Annotated in this window: 17 protein-coding genes and 1 tRNA gene; 14 read left to right on the forward strand and 4 right to left on the reverse strand. The window is 66.2% G+C overall.

The window, feature by feature from the left end; genetic code table 11:
* Positions 1-18: 18 nt before the first annotated feature.
* On the forward strand, positions 19-915 hold the full coding sequence (gene rsmI / locus EN853_RS24095; RefSeq protein WP_167524576.1) for a 16S rRNA (cytidine(1402)-2'-O)-methyltransferase: 897 nt from the start codon (positions 19-21) through the stop codon (positions 913-915).
* Positions 908-1,285: a YraN family protein gene (locus EN853_RS24100; RefSeq protein WP_127859596.1), complete on the forward strand. Its 378-nt coding sequence runs from the start codon at positions 908-910 to the stop codon at positions 1,283-1,285. Before rsmI ends, EN853_RS24100 begins: the two co-directional genes overlap by 8 nt.
* Positions 1,286-1,426: 141 nt before the next feature.
* Here EN853_RS24100 and EN853_RS24105 read toward each other — a convergent pair whose 3' ends face one another.
* Positions 1,427-2,233: an undecaprenyl-diphosphate phosphatase gene (locus EN853_RS24105; protein WP_127859597.1), complete on the reverse strand. Its 807-nt coding sequence runs from the start codon at positions 2,231-2,233 to the stop codon at positions 1,427-1,429.
* Positions 2,234-2,393: 160 nt separating this feature from the next.
* Between EN853_RS24105 and EN853_RS24110 the strand changes: the two genes are divergently transcribed.
* From EN853_RS24110 to EN853_RS24160, 11 genes are all read left to right on the forward strand, one after another.
* Complete coding sequence (locus EN853_RS24110) at positions 2,394-3,086, forward strand: glutathione S-transferase family protein (protein WP_127859598.1); 693 nt, start codon at positions 2,394-2,396, stop codon at positions 3,084-3,086.
* Positions 3,067-4,224: a tRNA epoxyqueuosine(34) reductase QueG gene (queG, locus tag EN853_RS24115; RefSeq protein ID WP_127859599.1), complete on the forward strand. Its 1,158-nt coding sequence runs from the start codon at positions 3,067-3,069 to the stop codon at positions 4,222-4,224. The genes EN853_RS24110 and queG overlap by 20 nt, the downstream gene beginning before the upstream one ends.
* Complete coding sequence (locus EN853_RS24120) at positions 4,224-5,129, forward strand: SDR family oxidoreductase (RefSeq protein WP_127859600.1); 906 nt, start codon at positions 4,224-4,226, stop codon at positions 5,127-5,129. Before queG ends, EN853_RS24120 begins: the two co-directional genes overlap by 1 nt.
* An 88-nt stretch (positions 5,130-5,217) precedes the next feature.
* Positions 5,218-6,300, forward strand: coding sequence for a penicillin-insensitive murein endopeptidase (gene mepA, locus EN853_RS24125; RefSeq protein ID WP_127859601.1), 1,083 nt, complete (start codon positions 5,218-5,220; stop codon positions 6,298-6,300).
* A gap of 181 nt (positions 6,301-6,481) precedes the next feature.
* Positions 6,482-7,501 carry a glucokinase gene (locus tag EN853_RS24130; RefSeq protein ID WP_127859602.1) on the forward strand — a complete coding sequence of 340 codons (1,020 nt, stop codon included), beginning with the start codon at positions 6,482-6,484 and terminating at the stop codon, positions 7,499-7,501.
* A gap of 122 nt (positions 7,502-7,623) precedes the next feature.
* The gene (locus EN853_RS24135; RefSeq protein ID WP_127859603.1) at positions 7,624-9,480 is read left to right on the forward strand and encodes an ABC transporter ATP-binding protein; all 1,857 of its coding nucleotides are present in this window, start codon (positions 7,624-7,626) and stop codon (positions 9,478-9,480) included.
* Entirely contained in the window at positions 9,477-10,298 is an 822-nt protein-coding gene (dapB, locus tag EN853_RS24140; RefSeq protein ID WP_127859604.1) for a 4-hydroxy-tetrahydrodipicolinate reductase, read from the forward strand. Before EN853_RS24135 ends, dapB begins: the two co-directional genes overlap by 4 nt.
* An 86-nt stretch (positions 10,299-10,384) precedes the next feature.
* On the forward strand, positions 10,385-11,005 hold the full coding sequence (locus EN853_RS24145; RefSeq protein WP_127859605.1) for a 2,3-bisphosphoglycerate-dependent phosphoglycerate mutase: 621 nt from the start codon (positions 10,385-10,387) through the stop codon (positions 11,003-11,005).
* Positions 11,006-11,085: 80 nt separating this feature from the next.
* Positions 11,086-11,170 (forward strand) — tRNA-Leu (locus EN853_RS24150).
* Between the two features lie 129 nt (positions 11,171-11,299).
* Positions 11,300-12,988 carry a cyclic nucleotide-binding domain-containing thioredoxin-disulfide reductase gene (locus EN853_RS24155; RefSeq protein WP_127859606.1) on the forward strand — a complete coding sequence of 563 codons (1,689 nt, stop codon included), beginning with the start codon at positions 11,300-11,302 and terminating at the stop codon, positions 12,986-12,988.
* The gene (locus EN853_RS24160; RefSeq protein WP_167524577.1) at positions 12,985-13,293 is read left to right on the forward strand and encodes a UBP-type zinc finger domain-containing protein; all 309 of its coding nucleotides are present in this window, start codon (positions 12,985-12,987) and stop codon (positions 13,291-13,293) included. Before EN853_RS24155 ends, EN853_RS24160 begins: the two co-directional genes overlap by 4 nt.
* A gap of 160 nt (positions 13,294-13,453) precedes the next feature.
* On the opposite strand, the gene EN853_RS24165 is transcribed toward EN853_RS24160, so the two are convergent.
* Positions 13,454-13,627, reverse strand: a complete 174-nt coding sequence (locus tag EN853_RS24165) for a hypothetical protein (RefSeq protein WP_127859608.1) — start codon at positions 13,625-13,627, stop codon at positions 13,454-13,456.
* A gap of 452 nt (positions 13,628-14,079) precedes the next feature.
* Here EN853_RS24165 and EN853_RS24170 point away from each other — a divergent pair, with 452 nt between their 5' ends.
* Positions 14,080-14,922 (forward strand): glycosyltransferase family 2 protein, encoded by an 843-nt coding sequence (locus EN853_RS24170; RefSeq protein ID WP_127859609.1) that lies wholly within the window; start codon positions 14,080-14,082, stop codon positions 14,920-14,922.
* 27 nt (positions 14,923-14,949) lie between these two features.
* Here EN853_RS24170 and EN853_RS24175 read toward each other — a convergent pair whose 3' ends face one another.
* Together EN853_RS24175 and EN853_RS24180 are read right to left on the reverse strand one after the other, a co-directional pair.
* On the reverse strand, positions 14,950-15,771 hold the full coding sequence (locus EN853_RS24175) for an Asp/Glu racemase (protein WP_127859610.1): 822 nt from the start codon (positions 15,769-15,771) through the stop codon (positions 14,950-14,952).
* Positions 15,772-15,823: 52 nt separating this feature from the next.
* Positions 15,824-17,065, reverse strand: a complete 1,242-nt coding sequence (locus EN853_RS24180) for a D-amino acid dehydrogenase (protein ID WP_127859611.1) — start codon at positions 17,063-17,065, stop codon at positions 15,824-15,826.
* Positions 17,066-17,234: the final 169 nt, after the last annotated feature.

Here is a 17,234-nt window from a genome sequence, read left to right on the forward strand (position 1 = left end):
TTGAACGGAGGGCCATTCTTGACCGGCGACAAACGCAGCTATGTGATCGGACAGACCGAGATTCCGGCGCGGCCGCTGGCGCCGGCGCTCTATCTTGTGGCGACGCCGATCGGCAATCTGGCCGACATCACGCTGCGCGCGCTGGAGACGCTGGCCAGCGCCGACATCGTCGCCTGCGAGGACACGCGCGTCTCGCGCGTGCTGCTCGAGCGCTACGGCATCCGCCGCCGCACCACTGCCTATCACGAGCACAATGCCCAAGAGGCCGGGCCGAAGCTGATCGAGGCACTCGCTGCCGGGCAAAGCGTGGCGCTGATCTCGGATGCCGGCACGCCGCTGGTGTCCGATCCGGGCTACCGGCTGGTCGGCGAGGCGCTGGAGCGCGGCATCCGCGTCGTGCCGGTGCCGGGGCCCTCGGCGGCGCTTGCCGCGCTGACCGCTTCCGGCCTGCCCTCCGATGCCTTCCTGTTCGCCGGTTTCCTGCCAGCCAAGGCTGGACAGCGGCTGACGAAGCTCGAAAGCTTCAAGCAGGTGCCGGCGACGCTGATCTTCTTCGAGTCGCCGCGGCGCCTGGCCGAAACGCTTGCCGCGATGGTCGAGACGCTCGGCGGCGCGCGCCAGGCGGCGATCGGCCGCGAGCTGACCAAGGCCTTCGAGGAGATGCGGACGGGCACGCTCGGCGCGCTCGCCGATCACTATGCGGCGGCAGACACGCCCAAGGGCGAAATCGTCATCTGCGTCGGTCCGGCCGAGGCCACGGCGGACCAGCCTGCCGATATCGACCGGCTGCTGCTGTCGCTGGCCGCCGAAATGCCTGCTTCCAAGGCGGCGGCCGAAGCGGCAAAAATGACCGGTGGCCAGAAGCAGGCGCTCTACCGGCGGCTGCTGGAACTGAAGGACGCCGGCGGTGGGTGAGCGCACCGTTGGTCATAGGCGAAAAGCCTATCGGCGCGGCCATCGCGGCGAATGGCTGGCGGCGCTGGCGTTGATGCTGAAAGGCTACCGCATCCTCGCCCGCCGCCACCGCACCAAGCTCGGTGAGATCGACCTGATCGCTCGGCGCGGCGACCTCGTGCTGTTCGTCGAGGTCAAGGCGCGGCGCACGCTGATGGAGGCGATGGAGGCTATCGCCCATGCGTCGGAACGGCGCATCGAGGGCGCCGCCGACCTGTGGCTGTCGCGCCAGCCGGACTATGGCAAGCTTTCAATACGTTTCGACATGGTGGCGGTGCTGCCCTGGCGCTGGCCGGTGCATGTCGAGAATGCTTTTTATGGAAGGAATTGAGAGGCTTTACCCTCCCCCCGGGAGGGTCGGCGAGCAAGTGACGCGCAGCGTCGCTGGCGAGCCGGGGCGGGGGGTTACGGTGCCGACCCCCACCCCGATCCGCTTTGCGGATCGACCCTCCCCACAAGGGGGAGGGTAAGCTCACCCCCAGATCATCAGCGCTACCAGTCCCAACCCGCCGACCACCAGGCGCCACCAGCCGAACAGCGAATAGCCCTTGCGCGAGACGTAATCGAGCAGGAAGCGCACCACGATCAGGGCGCTGACGAAGGCGGCGACGAAGCCGACGGCGATGACCGGCAGGTCGGCCGAGGTCAGCACGTTGCGGTTCTTGAACAGGTCGAAGGCGAAGGCGCCAACCATGGTCGGCATGGCGAGGAAGAAGGAGAATTCCGCCGCCGCGCGCTTGTCGACGCCGAGAAGCAGCGCGCCGACGATGGTCGAGCCGGAGCGCGAGGTGCCGGGGATCAGCGACAGGCACTGGAACAGGCCGATCTGCAGATAGAGCCTAGTCGGGAAGCGCTCGACGTCGCGGTAGACTGGCTTCAAATTCATGCGGTCGACGGCAAGCAGCACGACGCCGCCGATGATCAGCATGATGCAGATCAGGCGCGGCGATTCGAACAGGAAGGTCTTGATGAAGTCATGCGCCAGCGCGCCGATGACCGCCGCAGGCAGGAAGGCGATGAGGATGCCGATGACGAAATGCCTGGTCAGCCGATCATGCGGCAGCTCGAGCAGCATTTTCCACAAGCGGCGGAAATAGACGCTGAGGATGGCGAGGATCGCGCCGAGCTGGATCAGGATCTCGAAGGCCTTGCCGGTGGAATGGAAGCCGAGGAAATGGCCGGCGAGCAGGATATGGCCGGTCGAGGAGACCGGTATGAACTCGGTCAGGCCCTCCAGCAGCCCAAGCAGCAGCGCTTCGACGATGGTCTGGCTTTCCATGGCAACCTCAGGATTTAGGGGACGACTGGAGACAACGGCTTGCTTGTCACGGCGCGGAAGTCCCCCTATAGGTCGCAACACCGTGACGGCCGCATGACGGGCCGCCAAGACTTACCGGCGCAGGGGGCGATTCGCCAGTGCGCCCTATCATCGCGGAACCATGCTGACGCTTTTCCATCATCCGATGTTCGCCACCTGCCGGTTCGTGCGCCTCGCCTTCGGCGAGTATGGCGAGGAGCTGGCGCTGATCGAAGAAAAGCCCTGGACGCGGCGCAAGGAGTTCCTGGCGCTCAACCCGGCCGGCACGCTGCCGATCCTGCTTGCCGAAGGCGACGTGCCGATCGTCGGCGCCATGGTGATTGCCGAATATCTCGACGAGACGCGCGGGGTGCTCAAGCGCGACAGGCGGCTGTTTGCCGAAGACCCGATGCAGCGCGCCGAAATCCGCCGACTGACCGACTGGTATCTCAGCAAGGCCGAAAGCGAGGTCACCCGCCATCTGGTGCGCGAGCGCGTGCTGAAGCCGGTCATGCCGGAGACGGCCGGCGGCGGCTCGCCCGATTCGGCGGCGATCCGCGCCGCGCGCGCCAACATCCGCCAGCACATGAAATACACCAACTGGCTGGCCGGCACGCGCCATTGGCTGGCCGGCAACAAGGTAACCTATGCCGACCTCGCCGCGGCGGCGACGCTTTCGGTGCTTGACTATCTCGGCGAGATCGACTGGCGCGAACATGCCGCCGCGCGCGAATGGTATACACGCGTCAAATCACGGCCGTCGTTCCGGCCGCTGCTCACCGACCGGGTGCGCGGCCTGTCGCCGGTATCGCACTATGCGGACCTCGACTTCTGACAAAACCCGCCTGCGCGCGCTGATCGACGCGGAGGCGCGCCGCGCCGGCTTCGATGCCGTCGCCGTCACCCGGCCGGACGCGATCCCGCTGGCGCCCGCGCGCCTGGCGGAATTTGTCGCCTCGGGTTTTCATGGCTCGATGGACTGGATCGCCGAGACGATCGAACGCCGCGCCGAGCCTTCGTCGCTGTGGCCACAGGTGCGCTCGATCATCGTTCTGGCGATGAACTACGGTCCTGACCGCGACCCGCGCGATGTCCTCAAAAAACGCGATCGCGGCGCGATCTCGGTCTACGCGCAAAACCGCGACTACCATGACGTGATGAAGGGCCGGCTGAAGGAGATCGCCGGCAAGATCGTCGCGCGGGCGGGGGGCGACGTGAAAGTCTTCGTCGACACGGCCCCGGTGATGGAAAAGCCGCTGGCCGAAGCTGCCGGGCTCGGCTGGCAGGGCAAGCACACCAACCTGGTCAGCCGCGCGCATGGCTCATGGCTGTTCCTCGGCACCATCTTCACGACCGCCGAGCTCGAACCCGACCGGCCGGAGGAAGATCATTGCGGCTCCTGCCGCGCCTGCCTCGACGTCTGCCCGACCGATGCCTTCCCGGCCCCCTACCGGCTCGATGCGCGGCGCTGCATTTCCTACCTCACCATCGAAAACAAGGGGCCGATCCCGCGAGAATTCCGCGAGAAGATCGGCAACCGCATCTATGGCTGCGACGATTGCCTTGCCGCGTGCCCGTGGAACAAATTCGCCAGCGCTGCCTCCGAGGCCAAGCTTGCCGCGCGCGCCGAGTTGCGCGAGCCGCCGCTGTCCGAGCTTTTGCTCCTCGACGACGCGGCGTTCCGGTCCTTCTTCTCCGGCTCGCCGATCAAGCGCATCGGCCGCGATCGTTTTGTCCGCAACGTCCTGATAGCCGCCGGCAATTCGGGCGATGCTTCGCTGACGTCGATCGTGCACGGCCTGCTCGAGGACGGCTCCCCGCTGGTGCGGGGTGCGGCGGTATGGGCACTGTCGCGGCTGATGCCTGCGCGCGATTTTGCGACGCATGCCGCATCGGCCTTGCAGACCGAAGGCGACGCAGCGGTGCGCGACGAATGGTTCTTGGCGCAGCGACATTCCGCAGAGGTTTCCTGATGAGTGAAAGACGCTTCTTCATTTTCGGCGCCGGCTATTCCGGCAAGGCCTTTGCGCAGGCCAACGAGCTCGGCGCGCCGATCTTCGGCACGACGCGCTCGCCGGAAAGGTTCGAAGCGTTGCGGCAGGCGGGCATCGAGCCGTTGCGCTTCGAGGGATCGCTCACGGCCGAGATCGGCGACGCGCTTCGGCAAACGACGCATCTCATCGTCTCGGTCGCCCCAGACGAAGCGGTCGACCCGGTGCTCGACGCCGCCGGCGAGACAATCCGGACAAGGATGCCGGCGCTGGAATGGATCGCCTACCTCTCGACCGTCGGCGTCTATGGCGACCATGGCGGCGCCTGGGTGGATGAGAGCGCCGACTGCAGGCCGGTGTCGAAGCGATCGGTGATGCGGGTGGCCGCCGAGCAGGAATGGCTGAAGCTGGGCCAGCAGACCGGAACGCCGGTGGCGATCCTGCGGCTTTCCGGCATTTACGGCCCGGGCCGCAACGCGCTGGCCAATCTGGAGGACGGCACGGCGCGGCGGCTGGTCAAGGCCGGCCAGGTGTTCAACCGCATCCATTGCGACGACATCGCCGGCGCGCTTTGGCATCTGGCCGGGAAGAATCTCGGCGGCATCTTCAACGTCACCGACGACGAGCCGGCGCCGCCGCAGGATGTCGTCGCCTATGCCGCCGGACTGATGGGCATTGAACCGCCGCCGGAAATTCCCTTCGAGACCGCCCAACTTTCGCCAATGGCGCGTTCCTTCTACGGCGAGAACAAGCGCATCGCCAACAAGGCGATCAAGGCGGCCGGCTACAGCTTTCGTTTCCCGAACTATCGGGTGGCGCTGGAGCGAATGTGGGCCGACGGCAACTGGCGGGACGGGGAGCCGCGCAGCCCGATGAAACGCTCGTGATCGAAGCGAAGCGCGTGGCGTGGTATGATTCGCGCCTGAAGCATGTCGCCGAGATTGCGTCGCGCCACTGGAGAGGGGACCCGACCTGATGACGTTGCTATCGCTGCCCGACAGGAAGCCGTTCCTGACCGCCGCGCTTGCGCTGGTGACTTTGGCCGCGCTTGCCGCGGCCGCGATTTCGGCCGAACCGCGCGCAAAGGACCTGTTCGGCGCCAAGAAGCTGCCGGCGGTGGCGCCGGCGCAGTCCTTCGGCTTCTACTCCAAGGGCTGCTTTACCGGCGGCGTGGCCTTGCCGATGGACGGGCCGGCCTGGGAAGTGATGCGCCCGGCGCGCAACCGCCGCTGGGGGCATCCGGCGATGGTCGCGCTGATCGAGAAGCTCGCGCGGGACGCCCAGGCTGACGGCTGGCCGGGGCTTCTGGTCGGCGACGTCTCGCAGCCGCGCGGCGGCCCGATGATGACCGGCCACGCCTCGCACCAGATCGGCCTCGACGCCGACATCTGGCTGACGCCGATGCCGAGCCGTCCGCTGACGATGGCGCAGCGCGAGAGCATGAGCGCGACGCTGATGGTCGACGAGAAGACACATCTGGTGAAGGACGCGCTGTGGACGCCGGCGCATACACGGTTGTTGAGGCGCGCGGCGAGCTATCCGGAGGTCGAGCGCATCCTGGTCAATCCCGGCATCAAGAAGAAGCTCTGCGACACCGTCACCGGCGACCGTTCCTGGCTGCGCAAGATCCGCCCGTTCTGGGGCCACGACTATCATTTCCACATGCGCATCGGCTGCCAGCCGGGATCGCCCGGCTGCAAGGCACAGGAGGCGACGCCCGACGACGACGGCTGCGGCAAGCCGCTCGCCTGGTGGTTCATCGAGGAGCCCTGGCGCCCGAACAAGAACCCGGACGCACCGAAGGCCCGCGACCTGATGACGATGGCCAATCTGCCAAGGGAATGCCAGGCGGTGCTTGCCGCCGCCGATGCCCCTTCGCTGGCCGCCGTGACCTATCATGGCGGCAGTGCAGTGGCGGTCGCGGTGGCCGAACAGCCTGTGGCTGAGCCGGCCGAGACGATTTCCAGCAGCGGCGCTGCATTGCCGGCCCAGGCCAGCGCCTTCGCTCCCACCCCCTCGATCGGCATTCCGCTGCCACGGCCAAGACCGGGGAACTGACGCCGAAGCAGCTTTCCCTTTGCAGGGTCATGCGCTAGAGCGGGACAGAGGCAAATCCCGCTCTATCTCCTGTTTTAGCTGCATTTGCGCAGCGGCAAGTGATTCCACCTGGCTGCAAAATGCTCTAGGCAACGACGAGGCGGTAAGAGCGCTGCCGGTAACGGGGACGAACGAGAGAAAAATGGCAGGCGAAGACGATACAGCGCTGCGGTTTCCGGTTCTGATCGGCGACATTGGCGGCACCAATGCGCGCTTCTCGATCGTGCTCGATGCCAATTCGGAAGCGACCGAGCCGCAGATCGTCCAGACGGCCAATTTCAAGACCATCGACGAGGCGATCCAGGCGGCGGTGCTCGACCGCTCGTCAATCCAGCCGCATTCGGCCGTGCTGGCGGTGGCCGGGCCTGTCGACGGCGACGAGATCCGGCTCACCAACTGCCCCTGGGTGGTCAAGCCGCACCAGATGTTCGCCAATCTGGGCTTGAGCGAGATCGTCGTGCTCAACGATTTCGAGGCGCAGGCGCTGGCGGTGGTGGCGCTCGGCGAAGAGCACATGGAAAAGATCGGCGGCGGCACGCCCGAGCCGAGCGCGGGGCGGGTGGTGCTCGGCCCCGGAACCGGACTCGGCGTCGCCGGGCTGATCTACGCGCTTCGCCACTGGATACCGGTGCCGGGCGAGGGCGGGCATATGGATATCGGCCCGCGCACGCCGCGCGATTTCGAGGTGTTCCCGCATATCGAAAAGCTCGAAGGCCGCATCTCCGGCGAGCAGATCCTGTGCGGCCGCGGGCTGGTCAACCTCTATCGCGCGGTGGCCAAGGCGGACGCCAAGCCAACGCCATTCACGACGCCGGCCGAAATCACGGCGGCAGCGCTGTCCAAATCCGACGCCGTGGCGGAAGAGGCGCTGTCGCTGTTCGTCACCTGCCTCGGCCGCACGGCGGGCGACCTGGCGCTGGTGTTCATGAGCCGCGGCGGCGTGTTCCTGACCGGCGGCATCGCGCAAAAGATCGTGCCGGCGCTCAAGGCCGGCAATTTCCGCGCCGCCTTCGAGGACAAGGCGCCGCACAGCGCGCTGATGCGTGCGATGCCGGTCTATGTCATCACGCACCCGCTGGCCGCGCTTCTCGGGCTGGCCGCTTATGCCAGGACGCCGTCGCTGTTCGGCGTACAGACGGCGGGACGGCACTGGCGGGCGTAAGCGCGGTCGTTCGGGTCGCGGGATCGTGACCCGTTGTGGTCCGCGACGAAGTTTCGCCATAGGCAAGCCGCGACGAGGACGCTAAGAGGGGTGCCGATCGGAACCACGAAACGACACTCGACTTGAATCAGCTTCAACCTCAAGCGAAACCCCAGCCGGGCGAAACCTGGGCGATCCTGCGCCGCATCATCGCCGAGAACGGCCGCGAGTACCGCTGGTCCTATGTCGTCGCCATCTCCTGCTCGCTGATCGTTTCGGGCACGACGGCCTTCGCCGCCTGGATCATGAGCCCGGTCGTCAACCAGATCTTTTACGAGCGGCGCGGCGACCTGATCTTTGCCATCTGCTTCGGCATCATGGGCTCTTTCGTGCTGCGCGGGCTTGCCACCTATGGCCAGGCGGTGACGCTGGCAAAGATCGGCAACAATCTGGTGGCGCGCTACCAGCGCCGCATCTTCGACCACCTGATGAAGCTCGGTGTCGGCTTCTTCACCGACACGCGTTCCGGTCAGCTCGCGGCGCGGGTCAACGAAAACATCAACGGCATCCGCGATCTGCTGTCGATGACGCTGACCTCGATCGCGCGCGACGGCGTGTCGCTGATCGGCCTGATCGGCGTCATGATCTATCAGGACCCGCTCCTGTCGCTGTCCTCGCTGCTGATCGGGCCGCCGCTGATCTGGGCCGTCGTCTATCTCCAGCGCCGCGTGCGCCGCATCTCGCGCGAATCCGTGCAGATCAACTCGCGGCTGATCGGCGCCATGCAGGAGGCGACGCAAGGCATTGCCATCGTCAAGGCCTTCACCATGGAGGAGGAGCTTGCGCGCCGCATCGGCGGCCTTTCGGAGAGCGCCGAGCAGCGGGGCAACAAGATCGCCCGCGTCTCGGAGCGGCTGACGCCGATCTCCGACTTGCTGGCGGGCCTCGCCGTGACCGGCGTCATCGCCTATTCCGGCTATCGCGCGCTCGTGCTCGGCCAGCCGCCAGGCGCGGTCTTCTCCTTCATCACCGCGCTGATCCTGGCCTATGATCCGGCGCGCCGGCTGGCGCGCATGCAGGTCGGCATGGAGCGGTCGCTGGTCAATGCGCGCATGATCTACGAGCTGCTCGACCTCGAGCCGCAGCAGGGCGACGCGCCCGGCGCAGCCGAGGCGAAAATCACCAGCGGCGAGGTGCGCTTCGAGGATGTCTCGTTCGGCTATTCCGCCGACATGCCGGTGCTGAAAGATCTGAGCTTCACCGCCGCCGCCGGCAAGGTCACGGCCATCGTCGGCGCTTCGGGCGCCGGCAAGTCGACGCTGGTGGCGCTCCTGCAGCGCTTCTACGACGTCGACCAAGGCCGCATCGTGGTCGACGGCCAGGACATTTCCAAGGTGACCAAGCAGTCGCTGCGCGGTTCGATCGCCTATGTCTCGCAGGCGCCGTATCTCTTCGAAGGCACGATCCGCGACAACATCCGCTACGGCCGGCTTTCCGCCACGGATACCGAGATCGAGCTGGCGGCAGCCCAAGCGGCAGCCGACGAGTTCATCCGCCAGCAGCCGGAGGGCTACGACACGCCGGTCGGGGAAAACGGCGTGACACTGTCGGGCGGCCAGCGCCAGCGCGTCTCGATCGCCCGCGCCATCGTGCGCCAGGCGCCGATCCTTCTGCTCGATGAGGCGACGTCGGCGCTCGACAACGAGGCGGAAGCGCGCGTCCAGGAGGCTCTGACCCATGTCATGGAAGGGCGCACCACGATCGTCATCGCGCACCGGCTGTCGACCGTGGTCAATGCCGACCACATCATCGTGCTCGAAGAGGGCCGGCTGGTCGAAGAAGGCAACCATGCCGCGCTGATGGCCGATCCGGACAGCGTCTATGCCCGCTTCCACCGGGTGCAGGGCAAGAAGGGGCTGGGGCTTGTCGATGACGCCAAGCCAATCCAAACTCCGCTGCCGCGCACGCGCGGAAAGAAAGTGATGGGGAGAGAGGCATGAGCGAAGCGGGCGATATGGGCCTGGTGGTGGTGGGTGCCGCCGGCCGGATGGGCCAGACGCTGATCCGTGCCATCCATTCCATGCCGGGCGCGCGCGTTGCCGGCGCGGTCGAGCGGCCGGGCTCGCCCTATCTCGGCAAGGATGCCGGCGAGCTCGCCGGCATCGGCATCATCAACGTGCCGATCGTCGACGACCCGCTGCCTGCCTTCGCCAGGGCCGACGGCGTGCTCGATTTCACGGCGCCCAAGGCGAGTGCCGAATTCGCCGGCTATGCGGCGCAGGCCCGCATCGTGCATGTCATCGGCACCACCGGATGCTCGGCGGAGGACGATGCGAAGATCGCGGCCGCGGCGCGCCACGCTACAATCGTCAAATCCGGCAATATGAGCCTCGGCGTCAACCTTTTGGCAGTGCTGGTGGAGCAGGCCGCGCGCGCGCTCGACGCGCAAGATTTCGACATCGAGATCCTGGAAATGCATCACAAGCACAAGGTCGACGCGCCGTCCGGCACGGCGCTGTTGCTTGGCGAGGCAGCGGCCAAGGGCCGCGAGATCGCTCTCCAGGACAACAGCGTGCGGGTGCGCGACGGCCATACCGGCGTGCGCAAGACAGGCACGATCGGCTTCGCGGCGCTGCGCGGCGGCTCGGTGGTCGGCGAGCACAGCGTGATCCTCGCCGGAACCGGCGAGCGCATCACGCTTGCCCACCAGGCCGAGGACCGGGCGATCTTTGCCCGCGGCGCCGTCAAGGCGGCGCTCTGGGCACGCGGCAAGAAGCCTGGGCTTTATTCCATGCGGGACGTGCTCGGCCTGGGCTGAGGCGGCCTTTCCATATTGTCCTACGCAATTCCGGACGGAAAGCCGCTACACACTTTTCCTGGAATTGCTTCAACGAAGGAGCAAACATGTCGGGAACTCTCGTGCTCGTGCGCCACGGCCAGAGCGAATGGAACCTGAAGAACCTGTTCACCGGCTGGCGCGACGTCGACCTGACTGAGCAGGGCACCGCCGAAGCCATCGCCGCCGGCGAGAAGCTCAAGGCGCGCGGGCTGAAATTCGACATCGCCTTCACCTCGGCGCTGAAGCGGGCGCAGAAGACCTGCCAGATCATTCTCGACGGGGTCGGCCAAGGCGATCTGAAGACCATCCGCGACCAGGCGCTCAACGAGCGCGACTATGGCGACCTCTCCGGCCTCAACAAGGACGACGCGCGCAAGAAGTGGGGCGAGGAGCAGGTGCATATCTGGCGCCGTTCCTACGACATCGCGCCGCCCGGCGGCGAAAGCCTGAAGGACACCGGCGCGCGCGTATGGCCCTATTACCTGCACGACGTGCAGCCGCATGTGCTGCGCGGCGAAACGGTGCTGATGGCCGCGCACGGCAATTCGCTCAGGGCGCTGATCATGGCGCTGGACGGCAAGTCGGGCGAGGAGATCGTCAAGCTCGAGCTCGGCACCGGCGTGCCGGTGATCTACAAGCTCAACGCCGATTCGACCGTGGCGAAGAAGGAAGTGCTGGAGGGGTGAGGCAAGCCGGCTCAGCCAACGCGCCGGTGAAAAAAGCGCGTTGACACGCTTCGTTTGCCCGCTTACATGAGCCCGCACCAGCCCAGATGGCGGAATTGGTAGACGCGCACGGTTCAGGTCCGTGTTCCGCAAGGAGTGGAGGTTCGAGTCCTCTTCTGGGCACCATCTTTCCCGACTGCCAACGGGATTTCTCCAGTTAGAAACGACGCGGGACCCAGGCCAAAACCTCCCCTTGCGGCCAGTCCCCTAACAAACCGCTTCAAACCCGGCGACCATGACGCTACGGTCCGCCCCATGGCCCCTCCCGTCAGCCCGACCATCGCCGCCCGCCGCGACCAGATGTTTCCCGTGCTTGCCGACGCGGACATCGAGCGCATGCGGCGGTTCGGCGAAGCGCGCGCCTATGCCGCCGGCGACCGCATTGTCACGGCCGGCACGGTCTCGCCCGGGCTGATCGTCATCCTGTCGGGCAAGGTCGAAATCACGCAGGCCGGCGCGCTCGGCCAGCCTGAGGCGATCGTCACCCATGGCGCCGGCAATTTCATCGGCGAGCTGGCGCAGCTGTCGAACCGCCCGTCGCTGGTCAATGCCGAGGCGACCGAGCCGGTCGAGGCCATTGTCATCCCGTCGCAGCGGCTGCGCGACCTGATGGTGCAGGAGGCGAACCTTGGCGAGCGCATCATGCGGGCGCTGATCCTGCGCCGCGTCGGCCTCTTGGAAAGCGGCATCAGCGGGCCGGTCATCATCGGCCCTCCCGGCAATGGCGACGTGCTGCGGCTCGAGGGGTTTCTGCGCCGCAGCGGCCTGCCGCACCGGGCGCTCGATTCCGATACCGATCCTTGCGCGAGGACCCTGATCGAGCGTTTTCATGTCGATCCGCACCATCTGCCGATCGTGCTTTGCCCGAACGGCAAGCTGCTGCACAATCCGGTCGAGAGCGACCTCGCCCGCTGCGTCGGGCTGCTGCGGCCGGTCGATGCCGACAAAGTCTACGACGTGGCCATTGTCGGCGCCGGGCCGGCGGGATTGGCGGCCGCGGTCTATGCGGCCTCCGAGGGACTGTCGACGATCGTGCTCGATTGCCGCGCCTTCGGCGGCCAGGCCGGCGCCTCCGCGCGCATCGAGAACTACCTCGGCTTCCCGACCGGCATCACGGGCATGGCGCTGATGGCGCGCGCCTACAACCAGGCGCAGAAGTTCGGCGTCGAGATGGTGATCCCCGACGAAGCCAGGCTGCTCGGCGCCGCCGACGACATGTCCGGCTACAAGCTCGATGTCGGCGACGGCGAGACCGTGCGCACGCGCACGGTGGTGATCGCCAGCGGCGCGCGCTACCGCCGTCTCGGTGTCGCCAACCTCGCGCAGTTCGAGGGCACATCCGTGCATTATTGGGCCTCGCCCATCGAGGCACGGCTTTGCCGGGACCAGGAAGTGGCGCTGGTCGGCGCCGGCAATTCGGCCGGGCAGGCTGCGGTCTATCTGGCCAGCCAGGTGCGCAAGGTGACGCTTTTGGTTCGGCGCGACGGCCTCGATGCCACCATGTCGCGTTACCTGGTCGAGCGCATCGAGGCGCAGCCGAACATCGAAGTGCTGACCGAGACCGAGATCGTGGCGCTCGACGGCCACGACGGCAATCTCGACAATGTGCGCTGGCGCAGCCGGGCAACCGGCGTCGAGACGACGCGGCCCATCCGCCACCTCTTCCTGTTCATCGGCGCCGATCCGAACACCGACTGGCTGGCACGCTGCAATGTGGCGCTCGACGCCAAGGGCTTTGTGCGCACCGGACCGGACGTGGCGCCGGGACACGGCCTGATGGAAACGAGCCGCGGCGGCGTGTTCGCCATCGGCGACGTGCGCTGCGGCTCGACCAAGCGGGTCGCTGCGGCCGTCGGCGAGGGCGCCCAGGTGGTGGCGGCATTGCATGCCTATCTTGCGCGCAACGGCGGCCGCGCCGCCGACAGCAGTTCCAGGAGATCATGATGGACGAATGCGGACATACGGACGGCATCAAGGATGTGACGCCGAGCGCGCTCGGCTGCGAGGAATGCCTCAAGAGCGGATCCTGGTGGGTGCATCTCAGGCTCTGCCGCACCTGCGGCCATGTCGGCTGCTGCGACGACTCGCCCAACCGCCACGCCACCAAGCATTTCCACGCCACAAGCCACCCGGTCATCGAGGGCTACGACCCGCCGGAGGGATGGGGATGGTGCTATGTCGACGAGGTTTTCATCGACCTCGGCGACCGGACCACGCCGCAGAACGGACCGATCCCGCGCTTTGTTTGAGGTCGCCCTGACCTCGCGGCGCGCGCCGCGTTGGGATTCAACCCCTCGCCTCTCGATCCGATGACGCTGACTGTCTCAATGGCGGATCTGCGTAAAGTGATCAGACGGAAGGAATGATTCGCCAGCAAAGCGCAGGAAGCGGCGCAGGCTGATAGCCAGCCTATTTCACCGAGCTGGTCACGGTCCGGTCGATGGCGCCGGGATCGCGGTCGTTGCCGGCAAGCGCGCCGATGATCAGCAGGCTGACGACAACGGGCACAAACAGAATGGCGACGCGCGCCTGCACATAGAAGATGGCGCGCCATTCATTGCGCTTTTCGGGGCTGTCGTTCATCGCGCTCACTCTGTCATGCCTCGCGAGGCCGGACATAGTAGCGAAGCGTTAAGCAACCCCTTCCGATTCATTAACGCCAACGGATTTGCGAACCAGTCAGGCCACCTCCATCGGCCGCTGCCGACTGCCGGCCGTCGCGCCTGTTCAATTGCTAGAGCGGTTCGGCGACTCATAGCATCGCCGACCGCTCTAACTATTTGTTTTTTGCGCAATTCCGGACAGAAATCGTTACACGCTTTCCCTGGAATTGCTCTCGGCAAGCAAACTCCGGCGCTATATTTGACCGTTGACGGAAGTCCATCGTTCACGATAGAAACAGGGGGGTTCTATTGTGGGGTAGGACAAATGCCTGGGGGGATGCGCCGCGCTATATGCGCGCGCGGAAGAGAATGTCGTCGCGACGTCTTTTCATATATTGTTGTTCGGGGAGGGAAGACGACCGGGGCGTTTTCATGACCCCGTCCGAAGCTCCATCCATTTCGGTGATCGTCAACACTTACAACTGGCCGGAAGCGCTGAAACTCAGCCTGCAATCGCTCGCCGGCCAAACCGAGCGCTGCTTCGAAGTTATCGTCGCCGACGATGGTTCGCGCCCGGACACGGCCGACGTGGTCAATGCCTTTGCCGGCTCTGCCCCGATAGCCGTCAGGCATGTCTGGCATGAGGACATCGGCTTTCGCCGCGCCGCGATCCTCAACAAGGCCATAGGCGAGGCCCGCGGCTCCTATCTGATCTTCATCGACGGCGACTGCATCCCGCAGCCCGATTTCGTCGCCCGGCATCGCGCGCTGGCCAGGCTGAACTACCTTGTCACCGGCAGCCGCATTCTGCTTGCCCAGGAATTCAGCAAGCAAGTGCTGGCGGCGGGGACCTGGAACTACCAGGCCTTCCGCCGCAATATCCTGCGCCACCGCGTGAAAGGCGATATTTCCAAGATCACGGCGTTTTTCATGCGGCTGCCATGGCGGAGGATGTCGGATTACCGCTCCTTCGTCTTCCGGCGCATCAAGGGCTGCAATCTCGCCTGCTGGAAAAGCGATGCGCTTTCCATCGGCGGCTTCGACGAGAGCTTCACCGGCTGGGGCTACGAAGACGCCGACTTTGTCTTCCGATTGCAGGACAAGGGTGTTGTGCGTCGCGCAGGGACCTGGGCGACGGAGGTGCTGCATATCTGGCACAAGCCGGCCGATCCGAGCCGCGCCGCGACGAATGAGAAGATCGTGCTCGACAGGATAGCGGCCGCCCGGCTTCGAAACAAAGTCAGCTGGAAGCTGTTGGCCCGCCGTCGGCGGTGAGCCGGGCGGCGATGCCGCCGCATCGTCTCAAACGGCCGGCAAAGCGAACAGCCTTCCGCCGGCGGGCACGACGTCGTCGATGCCGGCAAGCCGCAGGCAGTGCCAGGCCATGGCGTGGTTCGACGAGGTGACGGGAATGCCGATGCGCCGTTCCAGGCCCGCCACCGCCTCGGCGACGCGCAGGCTGGTGCAGGAGATGAAGATCGCGTCCACACCCGGCGCCGCCGCCATGCGCTCGGCCGCGGCCTCGATCGAGGCGAGCGAGATGCGGGCCGCCTCGCGATCGTCACGCCGGTCGAAAGTGGCGACGGCGGCGATGTCGAGGCCGCGTCCGGTGAAATAGCTGACGAGGCCGTTGTTGATCTCGGGCGCGTAGGGCGTCATTAGGCCGATGCCCCTGGCGCCGAGCGCCCTGAAGGCGGCAAGCGCGCCGGTGACCGGCGTGGTGCAGGCGACACCCGGCCGCGCCTTCCTGATCTCGGCGAACACGGCCTCCTCGCCGAGCGTCATGGTGGCCGAGGTGCAGCCGAAGCCGACGACGTCGAGCGAAATGCTGGGCAGGATCAAGTCGACCGTCGGCGCGATGCGCGGGCCGATGGCGCGCAGCGTGTCGGGGGTGATGTCGTTGTCGTTGAAAAGGCGGGCTTCGTAGAAGGCGACGCCCGGAATGCGCACCAGCGCGCGGAATTCATGCTCCAGCGTCTGGTCGGTGGCGAGGATGGCAAGGCCGATGGCCGCGCGCGAGGCAAGGCCGCCGTCGAGCTCCGACGGCAATATGCCAAGGTCGACTGGCTTGGGTTCGACCGGTCCCGAGGATTGAAGGCGGGTAGCGGCTGCGCTGACGGACATGGCATTCCCCTTCTTCTGTCGATTCCCTCCGATCCCGTCCGGGACCGAGCGTTCAGTTCAAAAGACCTTCCATCGAGATGGCCGGCTGGCGGCCGGCGATCAGATCGGCAGTAATGCGGGCCGAGCCATGCGACATCGTCCAGCCGATATGGCCGTGCCCGGTGTTGAGGTAGAGGTTGCCGAGGCGCCGCCGGCCGAACTCGGGCAGGTTGTTCGGCGTCATCGGCCTCAGGCCCGCCCACATTTCGGCGCGGTCATAGTCGGCGCCCTCGGGATAGAGCTCCTGCGTCACGCCTCTCATGAAGGCGAAGTCGGCCGGCTTGTGGCTGGTGTCGTAGCCGGCGAACTCCGCCGTGGCGGTGACGCGCAGGCGATCGCCGAAGCGCGAGATGGCGACCAGATTGTGCTCGTCGACCGAAGCGATGGTCGGCGGATGCGGCCGGTTGCCGACGGGTATGGTCAGCGAATAACCCTTGATCGGATAGATCGGCAGGCTGATGCCGATGGTTTTCGCGATCAGCGCGCTGTAGGAGCCGAGCGCCAGCACATAGGCGTCGCCCTTAAAGGCGCCTTTGTCGGTCAGCACCTGGGTGACCCCGTCACCCGAAGTCTCGATGCCGGTGATGGTGGTGTCGGTGCGGATTTCGCCGCCGCGTTCAACCACCTTGGCCGCCAGCGCGCGGGTGAACTTCGCCGGGTCGCCGGTCTCATCGGTCGGGCAATGGATGCCGCCGGCGATTTTGTCCTTGGCCGAGGCGAGCGATGGATCGAGCGCGACGACGCCGTCGCGGTCGAGCACCCTGATCTCCTGCCCGTCGGATTCCAGGAGCTTCATATGCTCGACGCCCTTGTCGAGCGCCTGCTGGCTGCGGTGGAAATAGACGATGCCGCGATCGTTGCGGTCGTGGTCTATTCTTTCGTCGGCGATGACCTGGTGCAGGACCGATTGCGAATAGGCGGCAAGCCGATGCTTGAGCAGCGTGTTGCGCCTCGCCTTCTCTGCCGTGCATTCCATCAGGAAGAGCCAGGACCAGGTGTAGAGCCTGGGATCGGCCGAAAGCTTGAAGCGCAGCGCCTGGTCCCTCAACACCAGCGATTTCAGCAGGATCATCGGCGCCCTGGGCGAGGACCAGACGAAGGAATGCCCAGGCGCGATCATGCCGGCATTGCCCCAGCTGGTCTCGGCGGCGACTTGGCTCTGGCGCTCGAGGACCACGACCTCGTGCCCGTCCTTCTGCAGCTGATAGGCCGTCGTGACGCCGACAACGCCGCCACCCAACACGATCACGCGCATCACGCCTCCGGAGATCGCAAGCGGGGATAGTTTAGTGGGTGGATTGGTGTCTGCAATGGCACACATACCTAGATGTCGGCGGGACAGCGCCCTCTCTGGCCTGCCGGCCATCTCCCCCACTTGGGGCGAGATCAGATGGCGCGCCGGCTTTTGCCAATCGCCTCCGCTA

This window comes from Mesorhizobium sp. M1C.F.Ca.ET.210.01.1.1, assembly GCF_004791585.1.
In the GTDB taxonomy this organism is placed as follows: Bacteria; Pseudomonadota; Alphaproteobacteria; order Rhizobiales; family Rhizobiaceae; genus Mesorhizobium.